This window comes from Sporosarcina luteola, assembly GCF_023715585.1.
In the GTDB taxonomy this organism is placed as follows: Bacteria; Bacillota; Bacilli; order Bacillales_A; family Planococcaceae; genus Sporosarcina; species Sporosarcina luteola_D.
Map to the genome: position 1 here is coordinate 1,340,443 of NZ_JAMBOK010000001.1, position 24,045 is coordinate 1,364,487.

19 protein-coding genes and 1 pseudogene are annotated in these 24,045 nt (G+C 47.9%); all 20 read right to left on the reverse strand.

Annotated features, from left to right (window positions below; translation table 11 throughout):
- Positions 1–339: 339 nt before the first annotated feature.
- Entirely contained in the window at positions 340–2,844 is a 2,505-nt protein-coding gene (secA, locus tag M3193_RS06810) for a preprotein translocase subunit SecA (protein WP_251625417.1), read from the reverse strand.
- A 147-nt stretch (positions 2,845–2,991) separates the two neighbouring features.
- The gene (gene hpf / locus M3193_RS06815) at positions 2,992–3,555 is read right to left on the reverse strand and encodes a ribosome hibernation-promoting factor, HPF/YfiA family (protein ID WP_251625419.1); all 564 of its coding nucleotides are present in this window, start codon (positions 3,553–3,555) and stop codon (positions 2,992–2,994) included.
- A gap of 195 nt (positions 3,556–3,750) precedes the next feature.
- Complete coding sequence (locus M3193_RS06820) at positions 3,751–5,232, reverse strand: methyl-accepting chemotaxis protein (protein WP_251625421.1); 1,482 nt, start codon at positions 5,230–5,232, stop codon at positions 3,751–3,753.
- Positions 5,233–5,352: 120 nt separating this feature from the next.
- Positions 5,353–6,321: a methyl-accepting chemotaxis protein gene (locus M3193_RS06825; protein ID WP_251625423.1), complete on the reverse strand. Its 969-nt coding sequence runs from the start codon at positions 6,319–6,321 to the stop codon at positions 5,353–5,355.
- Complete coding sequence (locus M3193_RS06830; protein ID WP_251625424.1) at positions 6,322–6,819, reverse strand: hypothetical protein; 498 nt, start codon at positions 6,817–6,819, stop codon at positions 6,322–6,324.
- Positions 6,820–6,927: 108 nt separating this feature from the next.
- Positions 6,928–7,338 (reverse strand): flagellar protein FliT, encoded by a 411-nt coding sequence (locus M3193_RS06835; protein WP_251625426.1) that lies wholly within the window; start codon positions 7,336–7,338, stop codon positions 6,928–6,930.
- Positions 7,278–7,679, reverse strand: a complete 402-nt coding sequence (gene fliS / locus M3193_RS06840) for a flagellar export chaperone FliS (protein ID WP_251625428.1) — start codon at positions 7,677–7,679, stop codon at positions 7,278–7,280. The genes M3193_RS06835 and fliS overlap by 61 nt, the downstream gene beginning before the upstream one ends.
- A gap of 53 nt (positions 7,680–7,732) precedes the next feature.
- The gene (gene fliD, locus M3193_RS06845) at positions 7,733–9,268 is read right to left on the reverse strand and encodes a flagellar filament capping protein FliD (RefSeq protein ID WP_251625430.1); all 1,536 of its coding nucleotides are present in this window, start codon (positions 9,266–9,268) and stop codon (positions 7,733–7,735) included.
- A gap of 17 nt (positions 9,269–9,285) precedes the next feature.
- Entirely contained in the window at positions 9,286–9,657 is a 372-nt protein-coding gene (gene flaG, locus M3193_RS06850; RefSeq protein WP_251625432.1) for a flagellar protein FlaG, read from the reverse strand.
- A gap of 134 nt (positions 9,658–9,791) precedes the next feature.
- Entirely contained in the window at positions 9,792–11,471 is a 1,680-nt protein-coding gene (locus M3193_RS06855) for a M20/M25/M40 family metallo-hydrolase (RefSeq protein WP_251625434.1), read from the reverse strand.
- A 127-nt stretch (positions 11,472–11,598) separates the two neighbouring features.
- Positions 11,599–13,080 (reverse strand): AMP-binding protein, encoded by a 1,482-nt coding sequence (locus M3193_RS06860; protein WP_251625436.1) that lies wholly within the window; start codon positions 13,078–13,080, stop codon positions 11,599–11,601.
- A gap of 17 nt (positions 13,081–13,097) precedes the next feature.
- Positions 13,098–13,838, reverse strand: coding sequence for a 3-oxoacyl-ACP reductase FabG (gene fabG, locus M3193_RS06865; protein WP_251625438.1), 741 nt, complete (start codon positions 13,836–13,838; stop codon positions 13,098–13,100).
- Positions 13,839–13,850: 12 nt separating this feature from the next.
- Positions 13,851–14,750: an intracellular short-chain-length polyhydroxyalkanoate depolymerase gene (gene phaZ, locus M3193_RS06870; RefSeq protein WP_251625440.1), complete on the reverse strand. Its 900-nt coding sequence runs from the start codon at positions 14,748–14,750 to the stop codon at positions 13,851–13,853.
- 1 nt (position 14,751) lies between these two features.
- Positions 14,752–15,777: pseudogene (locus M3193_RS06875) on the reverse strand (3-oxoacyl-ACP synthase).
- Complete coding sequence (locus M3193_RS06880; RefSeq protein WP_251625442.1) at positions 15,774–16,766, reverse strand: branched-chain amino acid ABC transporter permease; 993 nt, start codon at positions 16,764–16,766, stop codon at positions 15,774–15,776. Before M3193_RS06880 ends, M3193_RS06875 begins: the two are co-directional and overlap by 4 nt.
- A gap of 4 nt (positions 16,767–16,770) precedes the next feature.
- Positions 16,771–17,631 carry a branched-chain amino acid ABC transporter permease gene (locus tag M3193_RS06885; protein WP_251625445.1) on the reverse strand — a complete coding sequence of 287 codons (861 nt, stop codon included), beginning with the start codon at positions 17,629–17,631 and terminating at the stop codon, positions 16,771–16,773.
- Between the two features lie 13 nt (positions 17,632–17,644).
- On the reverse strand, positions 17,645–18,352 hold the full coding sequence (locus tag M3193_RS06890; RefSeq protein WP_251625447.1) for an ABC transporter ATP-binding protein: 708 nt from the start codon (positions 18,350–18,352) through the stop codon (positions 17,645–17,647).
- Positions 18,330–19,103, reverse strand: a complete 774-nt coding sequence (locus tag M3193_RS06895; protein ID WP_251625449.1) for an ABC transporter ATP-binding protein — start codon at positions 19,101–19,103, stop codon at positions 18,330–18,332. The genes M3193_RS06890 and M3193_RS06895 overlap by 23 nt, the downstream gene beginning before the upstream one ends.
- A gap of 103 nt (positions 19,104–19,206) precedes the next feature.
- On the reverse strand, positions 19,207–20,463 hold the full coding sequence (locus M3193_RS06900; RefSeq protein WP_251625450.1) for a substrate-binding domain-containing protein: 1,257 nt from the start codon (positions 20,461–20,463) through the stop codon (positions 19,207–19,209).
- Between the two features lie 343 nt (positions 20,464–20,806).
- Entirely contained in the window at positions 20,807–23,989 is a 3,183-nt protein-coding gene (locus M3193_RS06905) for a BTAD domain-containing putative transcriptional regulator (RefSeq protein ID WP_251625452.1), read from the reverse strand.
- Positions 23,990–24,045: the final 56 nt, after the last annotated feature.

Consider the following 24,045-nt stretch of genomic DNA (forward strand, 5'->3'; position numbering starts at 1 on the left):
CATAGTAGTTCCTCCTGAAAATAAATAAAATAGGTAATAACCGGATTTTCGCTACAGGCGGCGCTTTCCAATCGAACAGCGAAGGGTTCGATTTGCCGTATTTCTGCGTTCTTTGCAGAAATTAAGGCAGCCCCATCCTGCTCGCAACGTTCCACTTTTGCTCGCAAAAGCCGTTCTTCGTTACGGCTTTCGCTGGAGTCGCCACCTTTCGCTTCAATCCTTATCAATCCTTAAAAGCACATTCAATAGTTGAAATGTACTTAAAATAGAAACTTCCATCCGTAGACGCGGAATCCCGCGCTGCGGATGGGAAGTCAAGTTGTTGCTGCCAGGCAGCTCTTACTTGCCGTGGCAGTTTTTATATTTTTTGCCGCTTCCGCATGGGCACGGATCGTTGCGACCGATAGTGACTGAGCGGCGCACAGGCTTCTTCGTCACTTTCTCACCGTCTTCTTTCGGGTTGACGGCCTGCCCTTTTGCTACTTCCTCACGCTCGAGGTTGTTGCGGATTTCAGCTTTCATGACATATTTCGCTGCGTCATTTTCAATTGCCGTAACCATTTCTTCGAACATTGCGAAGCCTTCCGCTTGATACGCACGGAGCGGATCCGTCTGGCCATATGCACGTAAGTGGATGCCGTGGCGCAATTGGTCCATCGCGTCAATATGATCCGTCCATTTTGAATCGATCGCCCGCAGAAGGACAACCTTTTCAAACTCGCGCATCTTATCCTCGGACATTTCGGCTTCCTTCTCATTATATCGTTCAATGACCGCATCGTGAATCATTGATTTCAATTCCTCTTCGGTTTTTCCTTCCATATCCGCAACTGTCAAGCGGCCTTCCGGAAGAAGGTTTGCACCGAGGAAATCTTCCAAGCCTTTCAATTTCCACTCGGAATCTTTATCTTCGGGTGCATGCATCGCAATGACCCGGTCGATGACATTCTCAAGCATTCCTTCGAGTACCTCGCGGATATTTTCAGATGCAAGCACTTCATTACGTTCCTTATAGATGATTTCACGCTGCTGACGGAGCACATCATCATATTGCAGCAACCGTTTCCGGGAGTCAAAGTTGTTCCCCTCGACCCGTTTCTGCGCAGATTCAACGGAACGCGACACCATTTTCGACTGGATCGGCGTCGTATCGTCCATGCCCAGCTTCGTCATCATGCCTTTCATCTGCTCGGAACCGAACCGGCGCATAAGCTCGTCCTCAAGCGACAGGTAGAATTGCGTCACACCCGGATCCCCTTGACGGCCTGAACGTCCGCGCAGCTGGTTGTCGATTCGACGGGATTCATGCCGCTCCGTACCGATGACTGCAAGTCCACCGACATCTTGAACGCCTTCTCCGAGCTTGATGTCCGTACCACGGCCCGCCATGTTCGTCGCTATCGTCACCGCGCCTTTTTGCCCGGCTTCCAAGATGATTTCGGCTTCACGTCCATGGTTTTTCGCATTCAATACATTATGCGGAATGCCGTATTTCTTCAAGTAATTCGAGATGATTTCAGACGTTTCGATCGCCACCGTACCGACGAGCACTGGCTGCCCTTTCTGATGGCGTTCTTTAATGTCCTCGGCAACTGCTTTATATTTTCCATCCAATGATGCGTAGATCAGATCCGGACGGTCATCCCGTGCAATCGGCCGATTCGTCGGTATTGCAATGACATTCATATTGTAAATATTACGGAACTCTTCCTCTTCCGTTTTCGCAGTACCCGTCATACCGGATAGCTTGTCATACATACGGAAGAAGTTCTGGAACGTAATCGTCGCGAGCGTCATCGTTTCATTCTGGACTTCCAAGCCTTCCTTCGCCTCGATCGCCTGATGCAAGCCGTCGCTGTAGCGGCGGCCGCTCATCAAACGGCCCGTGAATGAATCGACGATGACAACTTCGCCTTCCTGGACGACATAGTCGACGTCGATATGCATGCTCGCATGCGCCTTCAATGATTGGTTGATGGCATGGTTCAACGTGACATGCTTCAAGTCGAACAAGTTCTCGATGCCGAACGCCTTCTCCGCCTTTTCGATACCCGCTTCCGTCAAAACAACACCTTTCGTCGACTCGTCATAGGAGTAATCCTCTTCTATTTTCAAGGTAATGACAAAGCGGTTCGCCAAACGGTAAAGCTCTGCTGATTTCGCCGCTTGGCCGGAAATGATCAACGGAGTTCGCGCCTCATCGATCAAAATCGAGTCGACTTCGTCAATGACCGCGTAATGAAGCGGCCGCTGCACTTTATGCTCATCATACAGGACCATATTGTCGCGCAAATAGTCGAACCCGAGTTCATTATTCGTCGTATACGTAATGTCCGCCGCATACGCCTCTCGCTTTTCCTCTTTCGACAGGCTGTTCAAGTTCAAACCGACCGTCATTCCGAGGAATTCGAATAGCTCGCCCATCTCTGTTGCGTCACGGCTTGCGAGGTATTCGTTCACCGTCACGACATGGACGCCCTTGCCGTCAAGCGCGTTCAAATAAACCGAGAGCGTCGACGTCAACGTCTTCCCTTCACCGGTCTTCATCTCCGCGATATTCCCTTCGTTCAAAGCAGCCGCACCAATGATCTGTACGCGGAACGGATACATGCCAAGCACACGGCGTGAAGCTTCACGGACGACCGCGAACGCTTCCGGCTGAATGTCTTCAAGCGACTCGCCGTCTGCAACCCGCTTCTGGAATTCTTCCGTTTTTGCTTTCAGTTGCTCATCGGAAAGCTGTTCCATTTCAGTTGCATGTTCTTCTACTCTATCTGCAATCTTTTCTAGACGTTTCAAATCTCTTTTATTCGGATCAAAAATTTTATTCAATACGCCAAGCATTTAGGTCACATCCTCATTAAGTTCACCCTTCATTTTAACACTCTGAAAAGCGCCGTGCAAATAGTCTGGGTAATTTAGAACGTATTTTTTCAAAAATTGTTCCCCATTATAAAACCCCCGGATTTCTCCGGGGGCATGCATATCCAATTAATTCGTTTCGATTAGACCGTATTTCCCGTCTTTCCGTTTGTAGACGATGTGAGTATCCTCGGAATCGGCATCTGTAAAAATGAAGAAGCTGTGGCCGAGCATATTCATTTGAAGGATGGCTTCTTCTTGGTCCATCGGTTTCAAATCGAATTGCTTTGTGCGGACGACTTCGAAATCAGATTCGTCGTTTGCCTGCTCTTCATTGTTGCTTCTTTCCTTCTCGACGGATTGAAGGAAGGCTGCGACGCCTTCGCGTTCGCGGAATTTGCGGTTCACTCTTGTTTTATATTTCCTGATTTGACGCTCGAGCTTGTCGACGATGAGATCGATTGCAGCGTACATATCGTCATGGCGTTCTTCCGCCCGAAGAGTCAAATTCTTCATCGGAATTGTAATTTCCACTTTTGTCTGTTTGTCGTTATACACTTTCAGGTTTACGTGGGCTGTTGCGTTCGCGCCCTCTGTGAAGTATCTTTCGAGTTTCAGTACTTTCTTCTCGACGTACTCACGAATTGCCGGAGTTACATCAAGGTTTTCCCCTCGGATGTTAAAGTCTAGCATATGAACTCCTCCTTTAATTAACCGTTACTGTATACTTCTACATCTATATTCTAATCTCCTTCTTTTATTCGAAGGAAAATTAAAATCTTGTCGAAATGTGACGGATTCATCACGTTTGGAGTTTCTCGGTTTTTCTGCCAGATCAACTGGTTACTTATCTATTCCCTATTTTCAGTATACCAAATCTGGGAACAATTATCGAATTTCAACCAAGTCTTTTGTCCGTCTCATTGTTCCGTCCAATGTTCTGACAATTCGTTCGTTATCAGCGACAGTCGCGTGTACAGTTGCATTCACCTCTTCAACGGAAGCGCTTGATTGCGCCAGCAGATCCGCAAATGCAACCGTCATTTCACCTATGCCTGAGGTTTCATCGGCAATGACCTTCATCTTAGCGTCAAACATTTCAAATCGTCGATGGAGCCCATCCAACGTCTCATGCATCAATTCGATTTTCTGTTCCGCTTGAACGGTCATCGCGCCCTGCGACTTCAATTTTCCGGTGCTTGCCGCTAAATTTTCCTGCGACTGGCCGTTCATCGTATTGACATCATTCAAGTTGCCGTTGATTTTCGTCAACGTCTCGGCCGTCATATTGGCAAGCTTCCGGATTTCTTCCGCAACGACTGCAAACCCTTTTCCGTGATCTCCAGCGCGCGCCGCCTCAATTGACGCATTCAATGCCAACAGATTCGTCTGTCCGGTGATCGTCTCGATCGATTTGGCGAGCGCATTTGTCTGTTCGATATTTTGCGTAAGTGTGCTGAAAGAACCATTCAATTCATTCAACAGCTGCTCGACCTCTTCCATACCGGTACGCATGTTGCGCATCATATCTACAATTTCATTGGACTCCCTGCGCAATTCCGATGCCTCCGCAACCATCGAATGAGTATCGTTTTGCATTTCGAGTACATCGGTCTGTGTCCGTTCTGCATTTTGGGCAATTCTACCGATCTGTTCGGCTTCCTGTTCCACTCCCGCGGCAAGGGTGTTCATAATGCCGAGCAATTCCTGCTGGGAGGCGAGATGCTGCTCAGCAGTCATGCCGATCGACATGAGATCCTCCGCCACTTGCCCGACGTTTTTATTCAAACTGCGATGCTTCCGCTCCTCTTCCAGCGCCAGCTCCGACTGCTCTGCCGTGAATTGATTCACACGCTCCTCCAGTTTCTTCGTCTGCCTGATTTGAATCAGCAGCCCGACAGCCATTAGGATAAGCGGCAGGACCATGCTCCCTTTGCTTGACGCAATCTGTTCCTGATAGGGGTATTTCGTCAAGAACACGATCAGCACGAGCACGGACGTGACGAAGCCGAAAGACATGATCCGCATCGAAACATGCACGCTTGCGATACCCGCAATGAAGAACGCAATGCCTGCAGTCGCGATGGACGGATCCCCGACAACGCCATTGAAAATCGCCGCTGCCCCTGAAATTCCAATGATTGCCCAAGGGAACAACTTCTCAAAGAACGTGAATTTCCTTGATAAAAGATATAGGATGATCGACGTCGTCATAGGGATCGTCATGCTGATCGTCTTCAACGCATCCTGACCGGTCACGAAGTAATAAATTGCACCAATCAGACTCGACGCCCCGAGTGTGATGAATAATATGAAGTTCTTCTTCGCAAATTGCTCCTGCATTAATTTATCCACATGTTCCGCTCCCATACTCATTCCCCCTTGCCTGTTCTGTTAATCACGAGTCTATGTTTTCAATGTATCACGAATAGTCAAATAGTTCCAGATAAAATAATAGCCCAGAAGAACTCCGGGCTATTTCTGTTCCTATTATTCCTTCAAGCGAATCGCTTCTTCGTGTGTCTTTTGTATGTACGAGGCCATCATTTGCTGCTCGTCAACTGCCTCAGTCAGCGTGGCATTCAATTCTTCGATTGCCGCAGTGCTCTGTTGAACGATTGAAGCGAAATCCATCGTCCGTTGCTGGATCCGTTCGCTGTATTGCGAAATCGTCTGGAATTCACCTATGAATGAAGTCAGGTTTGCTTTCAACGCATCCATTGCATTGTAAAGGGAATTGAAGGAATGCATCGATTCATCCGCAACCGTGGACTGGACAGTCAATTGTCCAAGTCCCTCCTCCATTTTCGTGACTGCCAATTCGTTGTATTCATTCACATCGAACAAGTTCTGGTTAATTTTATGGAGTGTCTGGTCCGTCATGCCCGCAAGCTTCCGGATTTCCTCGGCAACAACTGCAAAACCTTTGCCGAATTCCCCTGCTCGGGCTGCCTCGATCGAAGCATTCAGCGCCAATAAATTCGTCTGGTTCGTGATTTCCTGAATGGACGTCGCAAATTCATTGGTCTCCGTAATCTTTGCGGACAGCGCCCGGAAGGTTTCATTGAGATCCTTGAATGAATCTGAAAATAAATCCATATTCTTTTTCAACTCGGACATGTTCGCAGCACCCGTTTCTGCCTGTTCACCAGCTTTTTCAGACTGACTGACGATGTTTTCAAGTCCGATTGATACGCTGCCGACCACTTCATTCGTCTGTTCTGTCTCATCGGCGATGTCCGAAATATGATCTGCCTGATGCTGACTGCCAACACTCACTTCATTGACAGCCAGTAGCATTTCACGTTGGGATGAGGCAGACGTTTCAGAGCTGTGACGAAGCTGCGCAAGATATTCCGTAATCGTCCCGACCGCTTGTTCCATGTTATTTTTCAATCGCTCTTCTTCTTTAACTTTTGCTTGCGTCAACGCCATCAACTCTTCAACTTTTACAAACACCTAGCCATTCTGCCGGACAACTAAAAACAGCACAATGCCCGCAAGGAAGAACAACAGCAGCAGATTGTTTCCGCTCGCCATAACAAGTTCCGGTTCAACGAAATTCAAATGATTCATGAGAAGTGCGATGAAGCCCAGCACTAACCCGAACCCCATGATCAGCATTTTGCCATGGATTGCGGAAAGCGCTAAAATGAGCACGATAATTCCAATTGACCCTAAATTCGCTTCTGAGAAATAAATGACACCGAGCGCTACCGAAAAATTCATTAGGAGCAAAACGTAAGGTACATAAGAGGCAAGCCTGCCCCACTTCAAACTCAAAAAGTAAAAGAGAACCGCTACTGTAAACGGCACAGCGACCGATAGGATGATTGCCGGCGGTGATTGTTGAATGAGCTGCGCAATCAACCCCAGACCTCCGGCAATTCCAAATCCGATCACCATAATCCGGTTCTTCTGCAACCAATCTTCGTGTAGTAACTGATTCATATTCATCAAAAAACCCCCGACCTAAAGTGAATAATATGTAACTTCTGAATGAGTATTCATTCAAAGCACTGCGGCAAAAACACCAACCAGGCGATGCCTGATTGGCTTAGCTTGTTATTGCTTTGTATCGTAGAACGTCCCGTCCCGCGCTACCTTGCCGTATGGATTGACATAGCTTTTGACATGTTCTTTCTTGGACTGGGCGGCAGTGATTTCGGAACGGATCATTTTCATGTAGGAGTCGAGCGCAACTTCGACTTGTTTTTCGAGTGCGACGAGCGCCTTGCCCAGTTCTAGTTCTTCCGGTGTGAAAGGAGCGCTGATTTCTTTTTGGAGAGCATCCCTCTCATCGAGCAATGCGTCGATTTCTTCGATGACGGCATCTCGATGCTCTTCATCGGTACGGCTCGTCGCGGAGAGGAGCAGCTGCGCCGTTTCCTGCCACCGGATCATCGCAGGCCGGATCATATTTCGTCCGTATTCGCGTACTGCTTCGTGCGGTTGATTTGGATCACTTGTTTCCATGTATCGCGAAATTCCGTAATGATTCCCGCAGCTTCATCGTAGAGCGCGACATCGTTTTTAATATTCCCTTCGATCAAACGATTATTGACGAAATCATAGAGAACCATCATATTTTCCGAAACCGGAACGGACATGTCCAATGTGAGCATCAGCTCGGAAACGATCGCCTGCGCCTTTTGCGTCGCGGTGTTCTTTCCTTCGATGTTGCCTTGTTCCATCGCCTTCTTCGCCTGTTGGATGAACTTCAGGCATCCGTTGTAGAGCATGAGCGTCAATTCGCCAGGCGTTGATGTATTCACAGAGTTGTTCTGATACGTTGCATATGGATTGTTAATTGCCATTGATTACATTTCTCCTTTTTTATCGATAAGCATGATTATCATACCGACCAATGTTACATTCCGCCGCCAAATGCGTTCATCAAGCTCATAGACTGGGAGTTCGCACGGTGGATAGCCTTCTCCATTGCTGTGAATTGCTTCCATAGTCGGTTTTCTGTCGTCTTCAAACGATCCTCAAAACGTTCGATTTGTTTGTTCATGCTTTCCAAGCTCTTGCCAAGTGAAAATGTATGATTAACAGATCCGGCAATGCCCGCACGATCCTTAATTACTTTTTGTGTATCATCAACAGCACTACGTAAAAGACGGGCAAGTCCATTTTTTGTTTTATCTGTATCTTTACTGGCGTCATAAGCAAAGAGCTGATGGACTTTATTCGGGTCTTTGGCAATTGCCTCTTTCAATTTATCTTCATTAATGACCAATTTTCCGTTTTCCGAATAAGCGGATGAGGTAGTAATGCCGATATCCTTCAATGACATTCCATTCACCGAAACCAACAACGTACTCCTCATTTTTGTTAGGAGGGCAGAAATATCGGAGTCGTTGCGTAATGTACCACTTTTCGCCTTTTCCTCCCAAAGCTCAATCTCTTTCTCTTTCATATCCTTTTTCTGTTCTGCTGAAAGAGGTTGGAACGAACGGTATTTCGGCTCACGAATTTGCTTGTTCAAGTCTTCAATGAGTTTATTGTAATCATCGACATATTTAACGATGGAATCGAAGATCTTACTTGTGTCTGGCGATGAGTTGAAGGAAACTGTTTTTCCATTTGGCACTACAATATACTGGCCACTCACTTTTATATTACCATTTGCATCTTGCTCTAATGGGGATGTAACTTGTTTTAAATTCATTTCAAAACCATTGATTTGGAAAGTGTTTGAAGAGCGTTCAGTTTGTAGGCCGTTAAATGTGAAGATTGCATTTTGCCCATTGGACACCTCTTGGTTGATCTTTAATGCAGCTGCTAGATCACCCTCGATTTTCAAAGTTCCAGACCCGCTATTTTTAGCAGAAAGAGCAATTTTACCTGTGAATTCATCATAGAACGCATTCACACCTGTTTTTTCATTTATTTGGGCAATTACCACCCCAATTGAATCGTCCACTGAAAACTCAAGTTCTGTTGCTTCAGTTGAACCTGGAGCTGTCACACTTAACTTCACCTTACCTGTTGATTGTATATTTTCTAAAGAGGATAATTTAGTTGTATTCACATCAGCCGATGTTAACTTCTTTCCACCAATCGTAATTTCCCCGCCTTGCATCGTTGCATTCTTCGCCAATTGATGAATCTCAATTGTCCCTGAGAAATCACTTGTGGAACTCAAATTCTTCACAGCCACTGCGTCCGGCGATGAAACACTCACATTCTTCGCTGTAAAGTTCTTTGACAGAATCATATTGTTGAACGTATTCTGGCTGAAGTCGAATAGCTGGCGGTTCACTGAACGATAATCATCCAACTGCCATTCCAAGTATTGCTTCTTCTGTGTAATCTTATCTAAAGGGATCCGGTTCGCAGTCATCATTTCCTTAATGATCTGCTCTGTATCCATCCCTGACGCTAATCCGCTTACTCGCATAGTTTGTTACTACCTCCTCAGATTTTGCGGTCGATGAGTAATCCGACAAACTCCTTCATTGCCGCATGGATATCCAATAACTTTTTCGAAGGAATCTCTCGGACTACTTCGTCTGTTCTGGAATCGACAATCGTCACATAGTATTCATTCAGTTCATCATGCAATTTAAATCGTAATTGGGTGTTCACGCTTTCCAGGAATTTATTCATACTATCAGTCATCTGCTGCGCTTTTTCAACGGGCAGTTGACGTTCTTCCCCTGTTTGCTGTTCGTTTTTTACTGAGATCGCCTGTACTTCCGCCACCACGACTTCCTTGTCAGGCGTTGTGCTCTCCACCTTTGCGCTCAATTGCTGCGTGCCGTTCGCTCCTCCAATGCGTCCAACCATATTCCCAGCCTCCCTGTAATCGAAAATCCCATTGTTGCTTATATCGGCTGATACCCCCGATAGTTGAGCGGATTCGAGAAAAACAACCGTAAAATTGGAAATAAAAATAGCGGCAACCCGTAGGCCGCTCGCCATTACTCGTGCATATTTGTTAAGATGTCCTGAATTATATGATTCGTCAAGTTCGGCACGATCTCCAATGAATATGTCATTTCCATCCGCTCAAGCTTTTTATGGCCGTCAATTCCGTATGGACCTATGTTGATGACTGGAATATTCAACTCGTGCACATCTTCATATGCGACATGTAGTTTCTTGCCCCATGATGGCGTATTTTCCACCATATATTCAATATCATCCATATTATCACTCATCGCAATGAAACTCATATCCGATATATGCGGGAAGAAGTTTTTTGCAATTATCGGATGGTCGTAATCCGGCTGTACCGCATTAATTGCATTATCCAGTGCTTGCAATAATCTTTGTTCATCTTCCGTATCCCCTATCAATGCAACTCGTGGTGAGTATAATGAGGAATAAAAGACGATGATAGCTGGACTTTTATCCGGCATGAACTTCCATGATTCCTCAACGACACGAGCAGCAAACATTCGAGTATCAAGCGTTTCATCTTGTACTAATTCCTCTTTGAACTCTTTCATATGATTTTCATATTGTTCGCCATGTGCCTTTGTTAACATTTCTTGCATTTCACTATATGTATACACTCTTGGCTTCCAAGGAAGCGAACGAGTTGCCTGACCGCTCATCCTGCAATATTTTTGATAGCGTTCTTCAAATGACGTTAAGGCGTTCGTGAATGCGAGAGTTGCTTGTTCTTTTAATAAATCAAGGACTTTTTCAGGTGACCAGGAGTGGACGAAAAAATTATAATACACATACGCAGATAGTGCTGTTTGTACAGTATAAGACGGTTTTAAGTCAGTTTGTTTCAATGAGACCGGTGGCATTGTTGTTTCTCCTAAAGCCGTGTCACTCAGATCGGGATTGTAGTTAATTTGCTTCGTTAATTCAGCAGCGATGAAATTCGGGTCCAGGCCATCAAAAGCTGATCCGACATGGGTTTCTTCACCTGTAATGAAAAAGGAAGGCAATAACTTGCCGACAGTGCCTTTATATACATAACGATTTTCATCACCTTCATATGCCGGGGCGACAAAATCGCTATTAATGGCTGCTACATACTTAAATGCATGTTCCTTCTTCCAGTTTTTTAATGTTTGTAAAGCAGATAAAATACCGTGGGAGCTATCCTCTTCATCACACTCCGCAATGAAGACAAGGTTGCCCTCAAGCAGTTCTGGATGTTCCGCATAATAAGTCAGTAAATACATATTGCTCGCAAGACCGCTTTTCATGTCAAGAACCCCTCGCCCGAAAAGCCAGTCGCCTGACTCCAACTGCTTTTGTGCTGGTTCCGGTATGTTCTCATTTTGTAAGAAATCCATCCAATCATCGGGGGAAAAAGCTAAATCACGCTGTTTGCCGAAGTCATCAACTCCGACCGTATCGAGATGCCCCATTAAAACGACTGTGCGATCGCTTTCTCCCTTCGTTCCTTTCACGAACGAAAGGACGTTATATCGTTCTCTCTCGTCTTTGGTCGTTTGTTCCATGACGAGTTGGGAACGGTTTGCCGTAAAATATGGATGGGACGCCAAATAATCGTAAATGAATTTTGCCATGTCCTTTTCTCCATCCGTATTGACAATGCTTTCAACACCTACAAGCTTTTTTGTAATCGACAAGATTTCATTGCGGCAATGAAGCTCCTTCCTATCCATCTTCATACGACATTCCCCCGGTCTCTGGCACTATATTTTTTCTACTAAATAATTTTCAGGTAATTCATTACATTCCATGTTAGCAAATAAAATAGGTATCTCCAAGCCACAAAATCGGCTTACGAGATACCTATTACTTCATTAGCATTTTGCACAGGCTTCCGCTATCGATTTTCCCCACATGGGTTTTTGGCAGCTCCGACAAGATAATAATTTTTTTCGGAACTTTATAGGATGCGAGAGTTGCCTTGCAATGCAAAATCAATGATTTTTCATCAAATTGTTCTTCCTCTTCAATCGCCACAAAAGCGACAACCGTTTCACCCCACACATCGTCAGCCATGCCAACGACCGCCGCTTCACGGATGCCGTCGTACGTGACAAGGCATTGTTCCACTTCTTGGGGATAAACGTTTTCCCCGCCCGTAATGATCATGTCTTTTTTTCTTCCGACGATAAATGCGTCTCCATCGTCGTCGATCTTAGCCAGATCACCTGTTTGGAGCCACCCATCCTTCATGACTTTCTCTGTTTCACGCGGTTTATTCCAATAGCCGGAAAACAGATGCGGACCTCTTACTAATAATTCACCGATTTCCCCATTAACACATTGCTTCCCTTTTTCGTCCAGCACTTGTATTTCATTAAACAGCATGCTCTTCCCGACCGATCCGATTTTGCGCACTGCATCATCCGGGCGTATGAAAAAATTATTCGGTCCCGCCTCCGTCAACCCGTATCCTTCCTTGAACCGCAAACCTTTCCGATGAAATGATTGATAGATCGTCTTCGGACAAGGCGCGCCGCCTGACAAAAACACATTCATCGACGGGAAGGATGATTGATGGAAATAGGGAGTCTGGATCATCATCTGGTACATCGTCGGAACAAATAAAGAAATCGTCGCTTCATATTGATCCGTTGCCAACAATGCTTCTTCGGGGTTGAATTGGTGTCCAATAACGACAGTCCCGCCCGCCATGAGCAACGGGATGCATAATGCATTCAATCCCCCCGTGTGGAAGAGCGGCATATAATTGATCGTCTTGTCGCGATCCGACAAACCCCAACTTGTGATTGTGTTGAGCGCATTCCAATTGACCGCTGCATAGGAAAGCATGACCCCTTTCGGCAACCCGGTCGTGCCGCCCGTGTAGATGATCATCCACGTATCGGAACGATTGCCTTGTTCAACTAGATGCCAGTTTACCGGAGCAAGCACCGTCTCGATGATTGACAGTGAAACGGAGTTTTTCACTGTCAATCCATCGATTCGATTTTCAAACTCATTATGGAATAAAAGCAAAGCAGGCAAGCAATCATCAAGCAGCGACTGCAGTTCCAATTGGCTCAGCCGCCAATTGAGCGGGACGTAAATCAACCCTAGTTGCTCGCAGGCGAAGAGTACGGCGAAGAGCTCCGGACTGTTCGGCGAATAAACGGCGATACGCTCCCCACGCTTATAGCCTTGCGCCTGGAAAAAAGCAGCCCAGCGCATGACCCGATTTTTCAAGTCCGCGTAAGTCCAGCATGTGTCCGTATGGACGTCGATCAATGCAGGCCGTTCCGCCGAAAGTACAGCCCTTTTTAATATCCAGCCATGCTCATGGAACACGCGGCCCCCTCCTTCCCTTACATCATTATTCCGCCGTCAACATGCAGAACATGGCCGTGGACATAGTCCGACTCAGCACTTGCCAGGAAGAGATACGCATTTGCGATATCTTCCGGCTTCCCGAGCCGTTGCAATGAAACAACAGAAGCCATCTGCTTGATGACATTTTCCGGCATCTTAGCAACCATCGCAGTCGCCGTGAAGCCGGGTGCCACTGCGTTAACATTGATCCCTTTCCGCCCCAATTCCTTCGCCCATGTCTTCGTCATTCCCACAACCGCCGCTTTTGTCGCCGCGTAATTCGTCTGCCCGAAATTCCCATACACGCCGCTGACGGAAGACGTGTTAATGATCTTCCCTGCACCGGCTGAAATCATATGAGGTGCAACCGCTTGTGTACAGTTGAAGACCCCCGTCAAATTCACGTCAAGCACCCGCTGGAAATCAGCAGGATCCATTTTCAGAAGCGTCGCGTCTTTTGTGATGCCCGCGTTATTGATCAGCACATCAATTTTCCCGTGCTGTTCTAGCGTTTGTTCCACTAAACGGCTGACGCTTTCACGGTCGACGACATCGACTTGCATGAATGTGACGTCATGCCCTTTCTCCTTCAGTACGGCTTCCTGTTCTTTGCCTGCCCTCTCATCGAAATCCGCCATGATGACGGAAGCTCCCTCTTCCGCAAACCGCTCACATGCAGCGAGGCCGATCCCGTTCGCTCCACCCGTGATGATGGCCACTTTTCCCGATAGTCTCATGTTGTCATCCCCTTATTCCAAAAATGTTTCGATTGTTTTCTTCAGTTCATCCAGATTATCTATTAGTGGTGAGTGCCCCATATCTTCAAGTGAAATGAATGTCGCATTGTCGCCGAGTTCTTCCATGATTTCTTCCTGCATCTTTGTGGTCACGACATAGTCGCGATCCCCGTGCAAGACGAGTACTGGAATGTCGATATCTTTCGCCTGATCGGACCCTTCATTGACGCCGTTATGAGTGGCGCTAATATTGAATGTGTTCAATGAATGGTATACATCCGCCAAATTACGCTGCGTGAGCATATCGTCCACATATTCATCGTATTTCGCTGTATCCGGCTGATTATGCGTGTAAATCAATGCGTTCCAGACGGCCTTCAGCCCATCCCGGTTCTTAGTGTCATACAGCCCTTGCATCGCAAGCGTCTTGCCGGGATCCTGCTCAACGTCTTCAATCGTTTGAAGGCGATGTTCGAGATCCGGGCTGCCGTCCTCCTTCGTACCGAAAAACGGATACCCCCGAGTCGACGCCGAGGCGAGCAATACAAGCTTTTCACATTTCCCCGGATGGTCCGCCACGTATTGCATGCAGACCGCGCCGCCCGTCGACCAGCCGATCAGATGGATATCTTCGAGTCCTAAAGCGCCAAGGAACTCATGCAGATCCTCCGAAAAATCGCGAATGCCTGTCACTCTAACGTTATACGTCGATTCCCCAAACCCTCGGAGATCCGGTGCATAAATCTTATACTTCGGATCCATGCTCTCCATCAGAACGTCCCAATGCTTCGACGATGTCATATTGCCGTGGACAAGGACGACGACCTGCTTGCCGCCTTCCCGTTCACGAAAAGCAAGCTGTTCACCATTCTTCAATTCCACTTTCCGCAGTTCCGTTTTATTCAATGACATTTCAGTTCTCCCCCTCACTCTTCCCCCATTTCACCGTGATCGCCCCCCACGCATACCCGATGCCTGCGCTGACGAGAACGGCGATATCTCCATCATTCAATTTATTTTCTTCCAAAGCAAGCTCCAAAGACAAAATCTGGTCCATTTGCCCGATATGCCCGTATTCATCCAAATAAACAGATTGCTCTTCATTCAGCCCAAGCTCACGCAGAACGAATTCATGCGCTGATTTCTTCATATGCAAAATCGCTAGATAATCAATGTCCTTTTCTGCAAACCCGCTTTTCTGCAATGAACTGCGGATGACTTACAGGAAGTTTTCCATCGACTTCTGTTCAAGGCGTGCTTTCATGCCGATCGGATCAAGCACATCAAGACGGTATAGCCCTTCTTCAAGATCGCTAGCAGTGAGCGGCTTTTTCGTACCGCCGACCGGAACGACGACATCCTCCGAAAACGAACCGTCCGTGATGAGCTCAGCCTCCAGCACGATGTTTTCCGTGTGGTCGCGACTCAAAATCATCGCAGCCCCACCTGCAGCCAAATTGAACATGAACCGGGTTCTTTCATTTCTGTAATCGATGAAATCACCGTTCCGATAGCCGCCTGCAAGTAAAACCGTCTGGATGTCCGGATCGGCCAGCATAAGACTTTTCGCCACTTTCATTGCCATGATCGCCGTTCCGCAACGGAGTGCCACGTCGAATGCCCAGGCGTGGTAGGCGCCAAGCTCCTCCTGCATCTTGATGGCGGCCGTCCATAAGGGATATTCCTTATGCTCTTCGCCGATATAGATGATGACGTCGATTTCCTTCGGGTCAACTTGCCCTTTCCGAAGCGCCTCGCGAGCTGCCCAGACACCCATCGCAACTGTATGATCATGCTCCCCGGGAATCGGCTTTTCCGTAATTCCCATCTTCGTCTTCACAACGTCGACCGGCAATCCAGACCGTTCAGCGATTTCCTCGGCAGTCATTTTCATCGAAGGGATGTACGTGCCCGTGCTGACTATTCCTACTGTCGTCATGAGACCTCCCTCTTTTCGACCGGCCGCGTTTTCTTTTTTCGCTTCCAAAGCTTTTCACGAACCGTTCCGACGATGCCGCGCGGGAAAAAGATGACCGCAAGAATATAGACGATGCCGAAGAAAATGATCCATCGTTCGAAAATTGGATAGTCTTTCGCGAGTCCGGATAAATAATGCTGGGTCAATTCAATGACTCCCGCACCGACAATCGGCCCGATCAGAGTGCCGACGCCGCCGATAATCGTCATGAGCAATGCGTCGAGTGTAATATCCATCGTCAAAACACTTGTATTGACGAACCGCAGGGATACCGCATAAAGCGAACCCGCCAAGCTAGCAATGACGCCCGCCACGACGGAGGCCATGACTTTATAATGCAAAGTATTGAATCCAAGTGATCTTGTACGCTGTTCATTTTCCCTGACCGCGACAAGAACGCGTCCGAACGGGGAATTGACAAAACGTTGCAGCAGTAAGTAGACGAGCACAAGGCAGATCAGTGTCACGAAATAAAACATCATTCGGTCCTTGAAAAACTCGGGCGCTTTGAACGTAAAGCCATCATTCCCGTGCGTAACCGTCCGCCACTTTTCCGCAAGCACCAAAAACAATCCCGAAACAGCCAAGGTGAGCATCGCAAAGAAATGACTTTTCAGACGCAGCGTTAATAGCCCTATGAAAAAGCTGATTAACGCGGCAAGCAGCATCCCGCAAACAACAGACAGGATGAAGATGCCGATGGAAGGTTCCATCCGTTTCAGCATGACAGCGGTCGTATACGCACCCATCCCGAAAAACATCGCGTGCCCGAACGACACGATGCCCGTATAGCCGAGCAAAATATCATAGCTCATCGCCAAAATCGAAAAGATGAAAATCTGTGTCAATAAAATCGTCCATGTCCTCGAATCCGAAACAAACGGGAAAACGACGAGTACAACAACAATAATTGCGAGAAATAGGTTGTTCCATTGAAATTTGTTTTTCATGCCGTCACCCCTTTCCCGTGAAAAGCCCTTGCGGACGGAAAATTAATACGATGGCCATGAGCATCATATTAACCGCAAGTGAGAGAGCGGGGACGTAGTACGCCATATAACTTCCCGCGAGACCTACCAGAATGGCAGCGAACAGCGATCCCGGGAAGCTGCCCATTCCGCCGATGACAACGACGATGAACGCCAAGATCGCAAACTCGAATCCCATTTCTGCGTAGATGACTCCCGAATATGGCGCCATCAATACTCCGCTCAACGCCGCAAGTGCAGATCCCGCCATGAAGACGTACAGGAAAACGCGCTTAATGTTAATGCCAAGCGCTTGCACCATGTCTTTATCCATGACACCTGCCCGGACGATCAAGCCGATTTTCGTCTTCTGCAGCATGTACTGGAAGACACCGAAAACGACGAAGCCGACAATGATGATGAACAGCCTGTATTTGATGATAAGGACGTCCCCGAATTCCCAGCTTCCCGCCAAGTACGACGGTACTTTCGCAGCCATTTGATTCGGACCCCAAACGACTTTCAACAGCTCCGTCAACACAAGCATGAAGCCGAGCGTAATAAGGATCTGTTGGACGTGATTGCCATAAACCGGCGTGATGATCAGCTTTTCGGTAATGAAGCCTAGAATGATTCCCGTAATGATTGCGCCAAGAATTCCGATAAGGAAGCTCCCTGACAATGTATAGAACCAGACGCCCGAGTAAGCACCCCATGCGAACAGTCCGCCATGCGCGAAATTCAGCACGCTCATCAGACCGAAAATGAGCGTCAATCCGGAAGCGAGAAGGAAGATGAGCATGCCCGTCGCCAAACCGTTCACCGTCAAATTGATGAGTAATTCCATCGTGCAGCCCCCTTCATCCGATTCCTAAGTATTTTCGTTTCACTTCTTCGTTATGAATTAGATCCGCCATCTCGCCAGCATGAACCGTCTCCCCGTCATCGATGAGCGTATAACGGTCTCCGATTCTGCTTGCCATCATGAAATTCTGTTCGACGAGCACAATCGTCGTGCTTTTCTTCACCTCTGTGATCGCTTCCATCACCTTCTCGATGACGATTGGCGCCAATCCTTTTGACGGCTCATCGATGAGGAGCAGTTTGCTGTCATTGACGAACGCCCGCGCCATCGCAAGCATCTGCTTCTGACCGCCCGACAGATGCCCTCCGTCCTTTTTCCAGAACGTCTTCAAATCCGGGAACAACTCCAACACATAGTCCTGTCGGGCAAACGCGACATCATCTTCCTTCCGCATGGCGACTTTCATATTCTCCTCGACAGTCAAATCTCCGAAGATGCCCTGGTCTTCCGGCACATAGCCGATGCCGCCGTTCGCAATCGTATACGTCGGCTTTTTCGTGATGTCCTGTCCATTGAATTGGACGATCCCTTTGGATGCCGGCGTTAAGCCCATGATCGTCTTCAGCGTTGTCGTCTTCCCTGCACCGTTGCGCCCTAGCAGCACGCTCACTTCCCCTTCACGCGCTTCAAAGAAAACCCCTTGAAGGATATGGTACTGGCCAATATGCGTATGGATGTCCTCAACTTTCAGCAAGGTTTTCATCGTAAAGCCCTCCCAAATACGCATTTTGGACGGTCTCGTTGTCCATGATCTCCTGCGTGCTCCCATCCGCCAGCAATTTTCCGTTGAAGAGCACCATGATGGAATCGGACAGATCCAAAATCATATCCATTTTGTGTTCTATTAATAAAATCGTTTTCTCGCCTGTCTGTTTGATCTTCCGGATGACGTCCAATATCGCCGGTACTTCCTCGAGCGACATGCCGGCAGTCGGTTCATCGAGCAGCAGCACTTCCGTATCGAGCGCTAGCAGCATCGCGATTTCGAGCTTCCGCTTCTCCCCGTGCGATAATTGGCTCGCGATGGCGTGCTCCTTGCCGTCGAGCAGTACGAGGGCGATCAGTTTCTCCGCCTCTTCGATTAGCTGCTTATAGTGCAGAAAGTGGCGGACCATCTGATACCGGATCTTCTCTTTTGATTGGACGGCCAGCCGGACATTTTCCAGCACGGTCAAATTCGGAAACACATTCGTAATTTGGAATGAACGGCCAAGCCCCTTCCGCGTCCGAGCGACTGCCGATAAGGACGCCATCGATTCTCCCTTGAAGAAGACATCCCCTTCCGTCGGCTTCAGCTCACCGCTCAATAAATTGAAAAACGTAGTTTTGCCAGCCCCGTTCGGCCCGATGATCGATTTCAAGTGTCGTGGCGGCATTTCAAAATTCACACGCGATACGGCCGTATGCCCGCCGAATCGGATTGTCAGGTTTTCAGTTCTGATGATCGGTTCCACTCGTTCTCCCCCTTCCCCGTCCTTCTCGACCAGATAGACGGTTCTATCCGATTGAGAAGGACAGCGATGCCACTGTCCTTCTGTATTTTATTCCCATTCATGATCAGTTTTTGATCGGCGGTTCGGTTTCGTCAGCTGATAGCTCTCTGATAAGAACCGGCACCGGATACGGAACGCCATCCTGCTTTTCAAGCTTGATGGAATAAAGCGTCTGCAATGCTTGGTGATCTTCTGCACGGAATGTCATTGTCCCTTTCGGTGTTTCGAAAGACATTCCTTCCATTACATCGATCAGTTTGTTGCCATCCGCATCCCCATTCGACTTCGTCAACGCTTCGACAATTGCGATCGCTGCGGACATGCCGCCCGGTGTGAATAAATCAGGAACTTCGCCGTTATAGCGCGCCTTATGTTCTTTGACGAGCCAATCATTCACTTTATTGTTAGGAAGCGTGTGATAGTAAACGGAGAAACCTTCCATGCCGACGAGCGGCTCCATGATGGAAAGTGCCGGAATATCCGGTGCGCCTGTCGAAATCTTGATGCCTTTTTCCTGCATCTTCAAATCAGCAATCTGGTTCCAAGGCGAGTTCGCTCCAGCCCAGACGACAAACAAATAATCTGGTTTCGCTTCAATGATTTTCTGCAAATTGGATGTGAAATCGGTTGCCGCTGGATCTGCGAATTCCTCGATAATAACTTCTGCACCAAGTGCTTCGGCCGCATCCTTGAACGCTGCTACGCCATCCCAGCCGAATGAATAATCCGGTGCGAATGTAGCGATTTTCACTCCAGGACCTGCGATCGCAGCAGCTCCGGCTACAGCGTCCTGCGACGAGTTACGCCCCGTCCGGAAAATGAACGGATTGAATTCTGAACCTGTAATGCTATCCGCAACCGCTGGCTCGACGACCATGATCTTCTCGTACTCTTCCGCTAGAGGAAGGACCGCGAGCGTATCACCGGAGCTTGAGGAACCGACGAGGAAATCAACTTTATCCTCTTCCAATAGCTTCGTCGCTTTTTGGACAGCGACTTCCGGCTTCGTTTCCGTATCTTCAAAAACAACTTCGATTTTCTTCCCCGCGACTTCCATCGTGCCGCCCGTCGCATATTCAAGACCGAGCTCGAAGCCTTGCTTCGTCTGCTTGCCGTACGACTCAAGCGCACCGGTCAAAGAGGCGAGGACACCAATTTTAATGGTTCCGCCTTCTTCACTGGTTGCTTCTCCCGATACGGGCGTTGTGTTCGTCGGGGTTTCTTTTTCCGTTGACGCTTCGCCTTCTTCCGATTTACTGCAAGCCGCGCTGATGACAAGCATCATTGCAAATAAAAGGACCAACCACAATTTCTTCTTCATACCGCAACTCCTCTCTCCACTCGTTTTGTAAACGCTTTCTTTCTGTCTACTACTCTATTGGATGGGAGTTGCAATAGAGTTACAAGGTAAGTGAAACTGTTGATTTTCGCTTCAGGCGGACGCTTTCCGGGGGGCGGGCGGTAAGCCGCTTCCTTCGCTACGCTTCGTCCAGGGTCTCACCTGTCCCGCTAATCCCCCAGGAGTCGCCGCCTTTCGCTTCAATCTACGGAACTTCCTTTATCAATCAAGTTACAATCAAGCAATAAAGAAAAGGCGAAGGGAATAATCATTCCTTCGCCTATTAGTGTCTTTTATTTAGGAGCTAGCTATCAGCGTAACGGCCCTATATTTCATTCATTATCATCTTATACATCTGTTCGGTCGTTTCCATAGGTTCAATCGCGAGCTCTTCTTGCAATACAGCTTGGCATTTCCGATACCATTTGATCGATTGTGGTCGGTTTTGAAGTTGGTAATGGGCGTACATGAGCAGACGGTATGCTTCTTCCCATGTTCGATCGATCCGCAAAAGCTTCTCTGCCAACTCGATTGTTTTGCCGTAGTCTTGCAATCTCGTATATGACTGGGCGAGGCGTTCAAGTGCCTGGATGTACAGCTGCTCGACACGTTCACGCTCTTGAGCAATCCAATCGACGGAGAGCTTTTCCTCGAACAGTTTCCCTTTATATAACTCTTCTGCTTTCAATAGTTGGTCGACCGCTTTTTCTGCGGTCTTCTCCGACAAGCCTGTTTCAACAAGCCTTTTAAAACGTTCAAGATCCGTCCGGATATCCGCTTTCGGGTTCAGCCGGTACATCGTCTGTTTGCGGAGAATGAAAAACGGATTTTCCCGTGCATTCCGGTTCGGCTCAATCACTTTCAGCAAGGCGTTTAACGCCACTTTGAAATCCCGGTCGGCGCTCTTGTCATCGGCATCCCCCCATAGCGCCTGCATGATTTCCTCTTTCGGAACATACCGGTTTTTATTCAACAGCAAATAAATGAAAATCTCCTTCGACTTATCCCGCTGCCACTTCCTGTCGGCCACTTCCTCGAGCCCGAGATGAAGTGCGAACGGACCTAATAGCTGTACTTCAATTCTATAACCCGGATGTGAAACGGCGTCCTCCAAGCCAAGAAGGTGGATTGCATGCTGAATGTCAATGTTTTCTTTATTCAAACGGGCAGCTTTGAGTACTAAAGGATGGATGGATTGCCGATCCAACGGACTGAAAATCGTATCGGTGACTAAAAAAAATGGGTAGTTCCTGCATAGCTTGAAGAATTGTTCTGCATGCTCCAAAAACCGTCCGTCATCTTTCATCCGGTCACACAAATTCATCGACCAAAACGCTGTTACCATTTCCCCGTAAAGATCGCCGCATTCCCGGAAAAGCCGTTCCGCTTCACTCAGATGTTGTGCCATGTCCTCCTCGTTATGAGCGTAAAAATGAACAATTGAAAGTCCGATATGAATTAAAGCGGACAGCCATCCGTCATTGACCTTTTCCGTCTCCCGCAAGCCCGCTTCCCCGTACCGGATCGCTTCCGCGAATTCTCCTTGGCGAGCTGCAACAATCGACAAGCCCATATACGGCTCTGCATTGCCGCGCGAAACGTTCAATTCGTCCATCCGCTCGATTGCCCGTATATAATGGTCTTTCGCAATCGCCACATTGCCCGGATCAGCTATAATCTTCGCATGCCCCATCCGAATGAGCCCAACCGCTTCGATAAAGCCCGATTTCTCCTTGCGACCAAGCTGGATTCCCCTTGAAGCACTTTCCAGGGCGAGCTCATTCTCACCGGTCATCGAGTAGATCAAGGATAGAAGAATATCCGTTTCCCGGTGTGCATCAGGCAGCGTCAAACTGTCCACCCGTTCTGACAAGTAGGCCTTCGCCTCCTGTAACCTTCCCGTCCGCAAGGCAATCCTCGCATCTAAATTTCCTTCCTGCAAGACGCTTTTATCATGGATTTCCTGCTCCACCCATTTCGCGGCGTCCGCGGCTTTCCCAAGATTGACGAGATTTTCTGCAAACTGTCGCTTTAGCAATTCCATTTCTAATTCGCTCGTCCTGTCGCTTTTCTCGGCGAAGAGGATCGCATTCATCAAGTACGGATCCGCCAAACCGGGTTGGATCGTATCAAGATAAATGTTCGCGATACCGGCATGGGCACGCCCGGCAAAATAATCGTCCCCCTGTTTTTCAGCCGCTGCAATACATGCCGAATACGCCACACGCGCTTTTTCATAAAATGCGCGGTACCGATGTGCCTCCCCTTCGAAGAAAGAAAGAGGGTAGAACTGTGCGAAAACGTCTGGCGACAAGCCTTTGATGATTTCAAGCAGCCACTCGAACTGGCCGGCTTTAATAATAGCAGCGCCGTTGTCGACGATAATTTGACCGATGAAAGAAGCATCCCCACTTTTCACGGCATGGGAAATCGCTTGAATCGGGTTTGATTGCCGGAGATAAAATTCCGCCGCCCGTTTTTGGGTTGCATAAAACTGCCCGGGATTGACCGCTTGCCATTTCCTTTCTAAAAATTGTTGAAAAAGTGCGTGATACCGGTATGTTCCTTCCCCAAGCGATTGGATGAACACATGGCGTTCCGCAAGTTGCCGGAGGGTGATTGCCGCTTCATTCCCATAAAATTCACAGACAATATCAATGGAATATGTCGGGAAAATTGAATAGGCGAGTAACCATTCCTTTTCTACTTCACTCATCCGATTGAACACTTCTTCAGATAGGTAGGCGAACAAGTCATGCAGTGCGGGCTTCATCGCGGTCGGCAAATGGGTTTCCCCTTCGACCAGATGGAGCGCCAGCAAATTGACCGCAATCGCCCATCCTTCTGTCAATCGAATGACGGATGCTGCCTCGACTTCCGTAAGTTTCTGTTCAAAATAATCCTCATAGAAGACGGACACTTCCTCCTCCGAAAATAGAAAGTCCTCCTCCGTCAATTCGCATAACTGCCCCGTCAATTTTAGTTTCACAAGAATCGCCCAACGCGGACGATTCCGCGTTGCGATGATAAGATGAACGTTTGGAGGCATAGAACCGACCATTTTTTCTATGAGATAATTCACTAAAAACACATGATCGACATGATGGAAATCGTCAATGACAATGAAAAGTGGTGTGTCGATTTTACAAAGCTCATTCATGAATAGGGCGAGCCATCGAGTAAGCTCCATTTCCTTCGGATGATCCCATTCAGACAAGGAAGCGCCGAATCCAGGCACGACACGGCGGATGCTTTGCGTCAAATAGGTTATGAATGGCAGGACATCGTCGTCTTCATCCGTCACGGTATACCAGCTAAATGGCGTTTTTGCGTCGTGGAAATATGCGGAGAGTCCCGAGCTCTTCCCGTATCCCGCCCCGCTATGCAATAACGTCAGATTCACCCGGTCCGCCATCTTCATTTTTTTAACGAACGAAGCTCTTCGCATATACGTTGCGGACGGCGTCGGAGGCATCAGCTTGGAAAGTAAAATGGGCTTTGTCTGCATCGCTACTCACCTACCCCAGTGTCTCTTTTTAACTATTTTATCATAAGAAGGTTCTG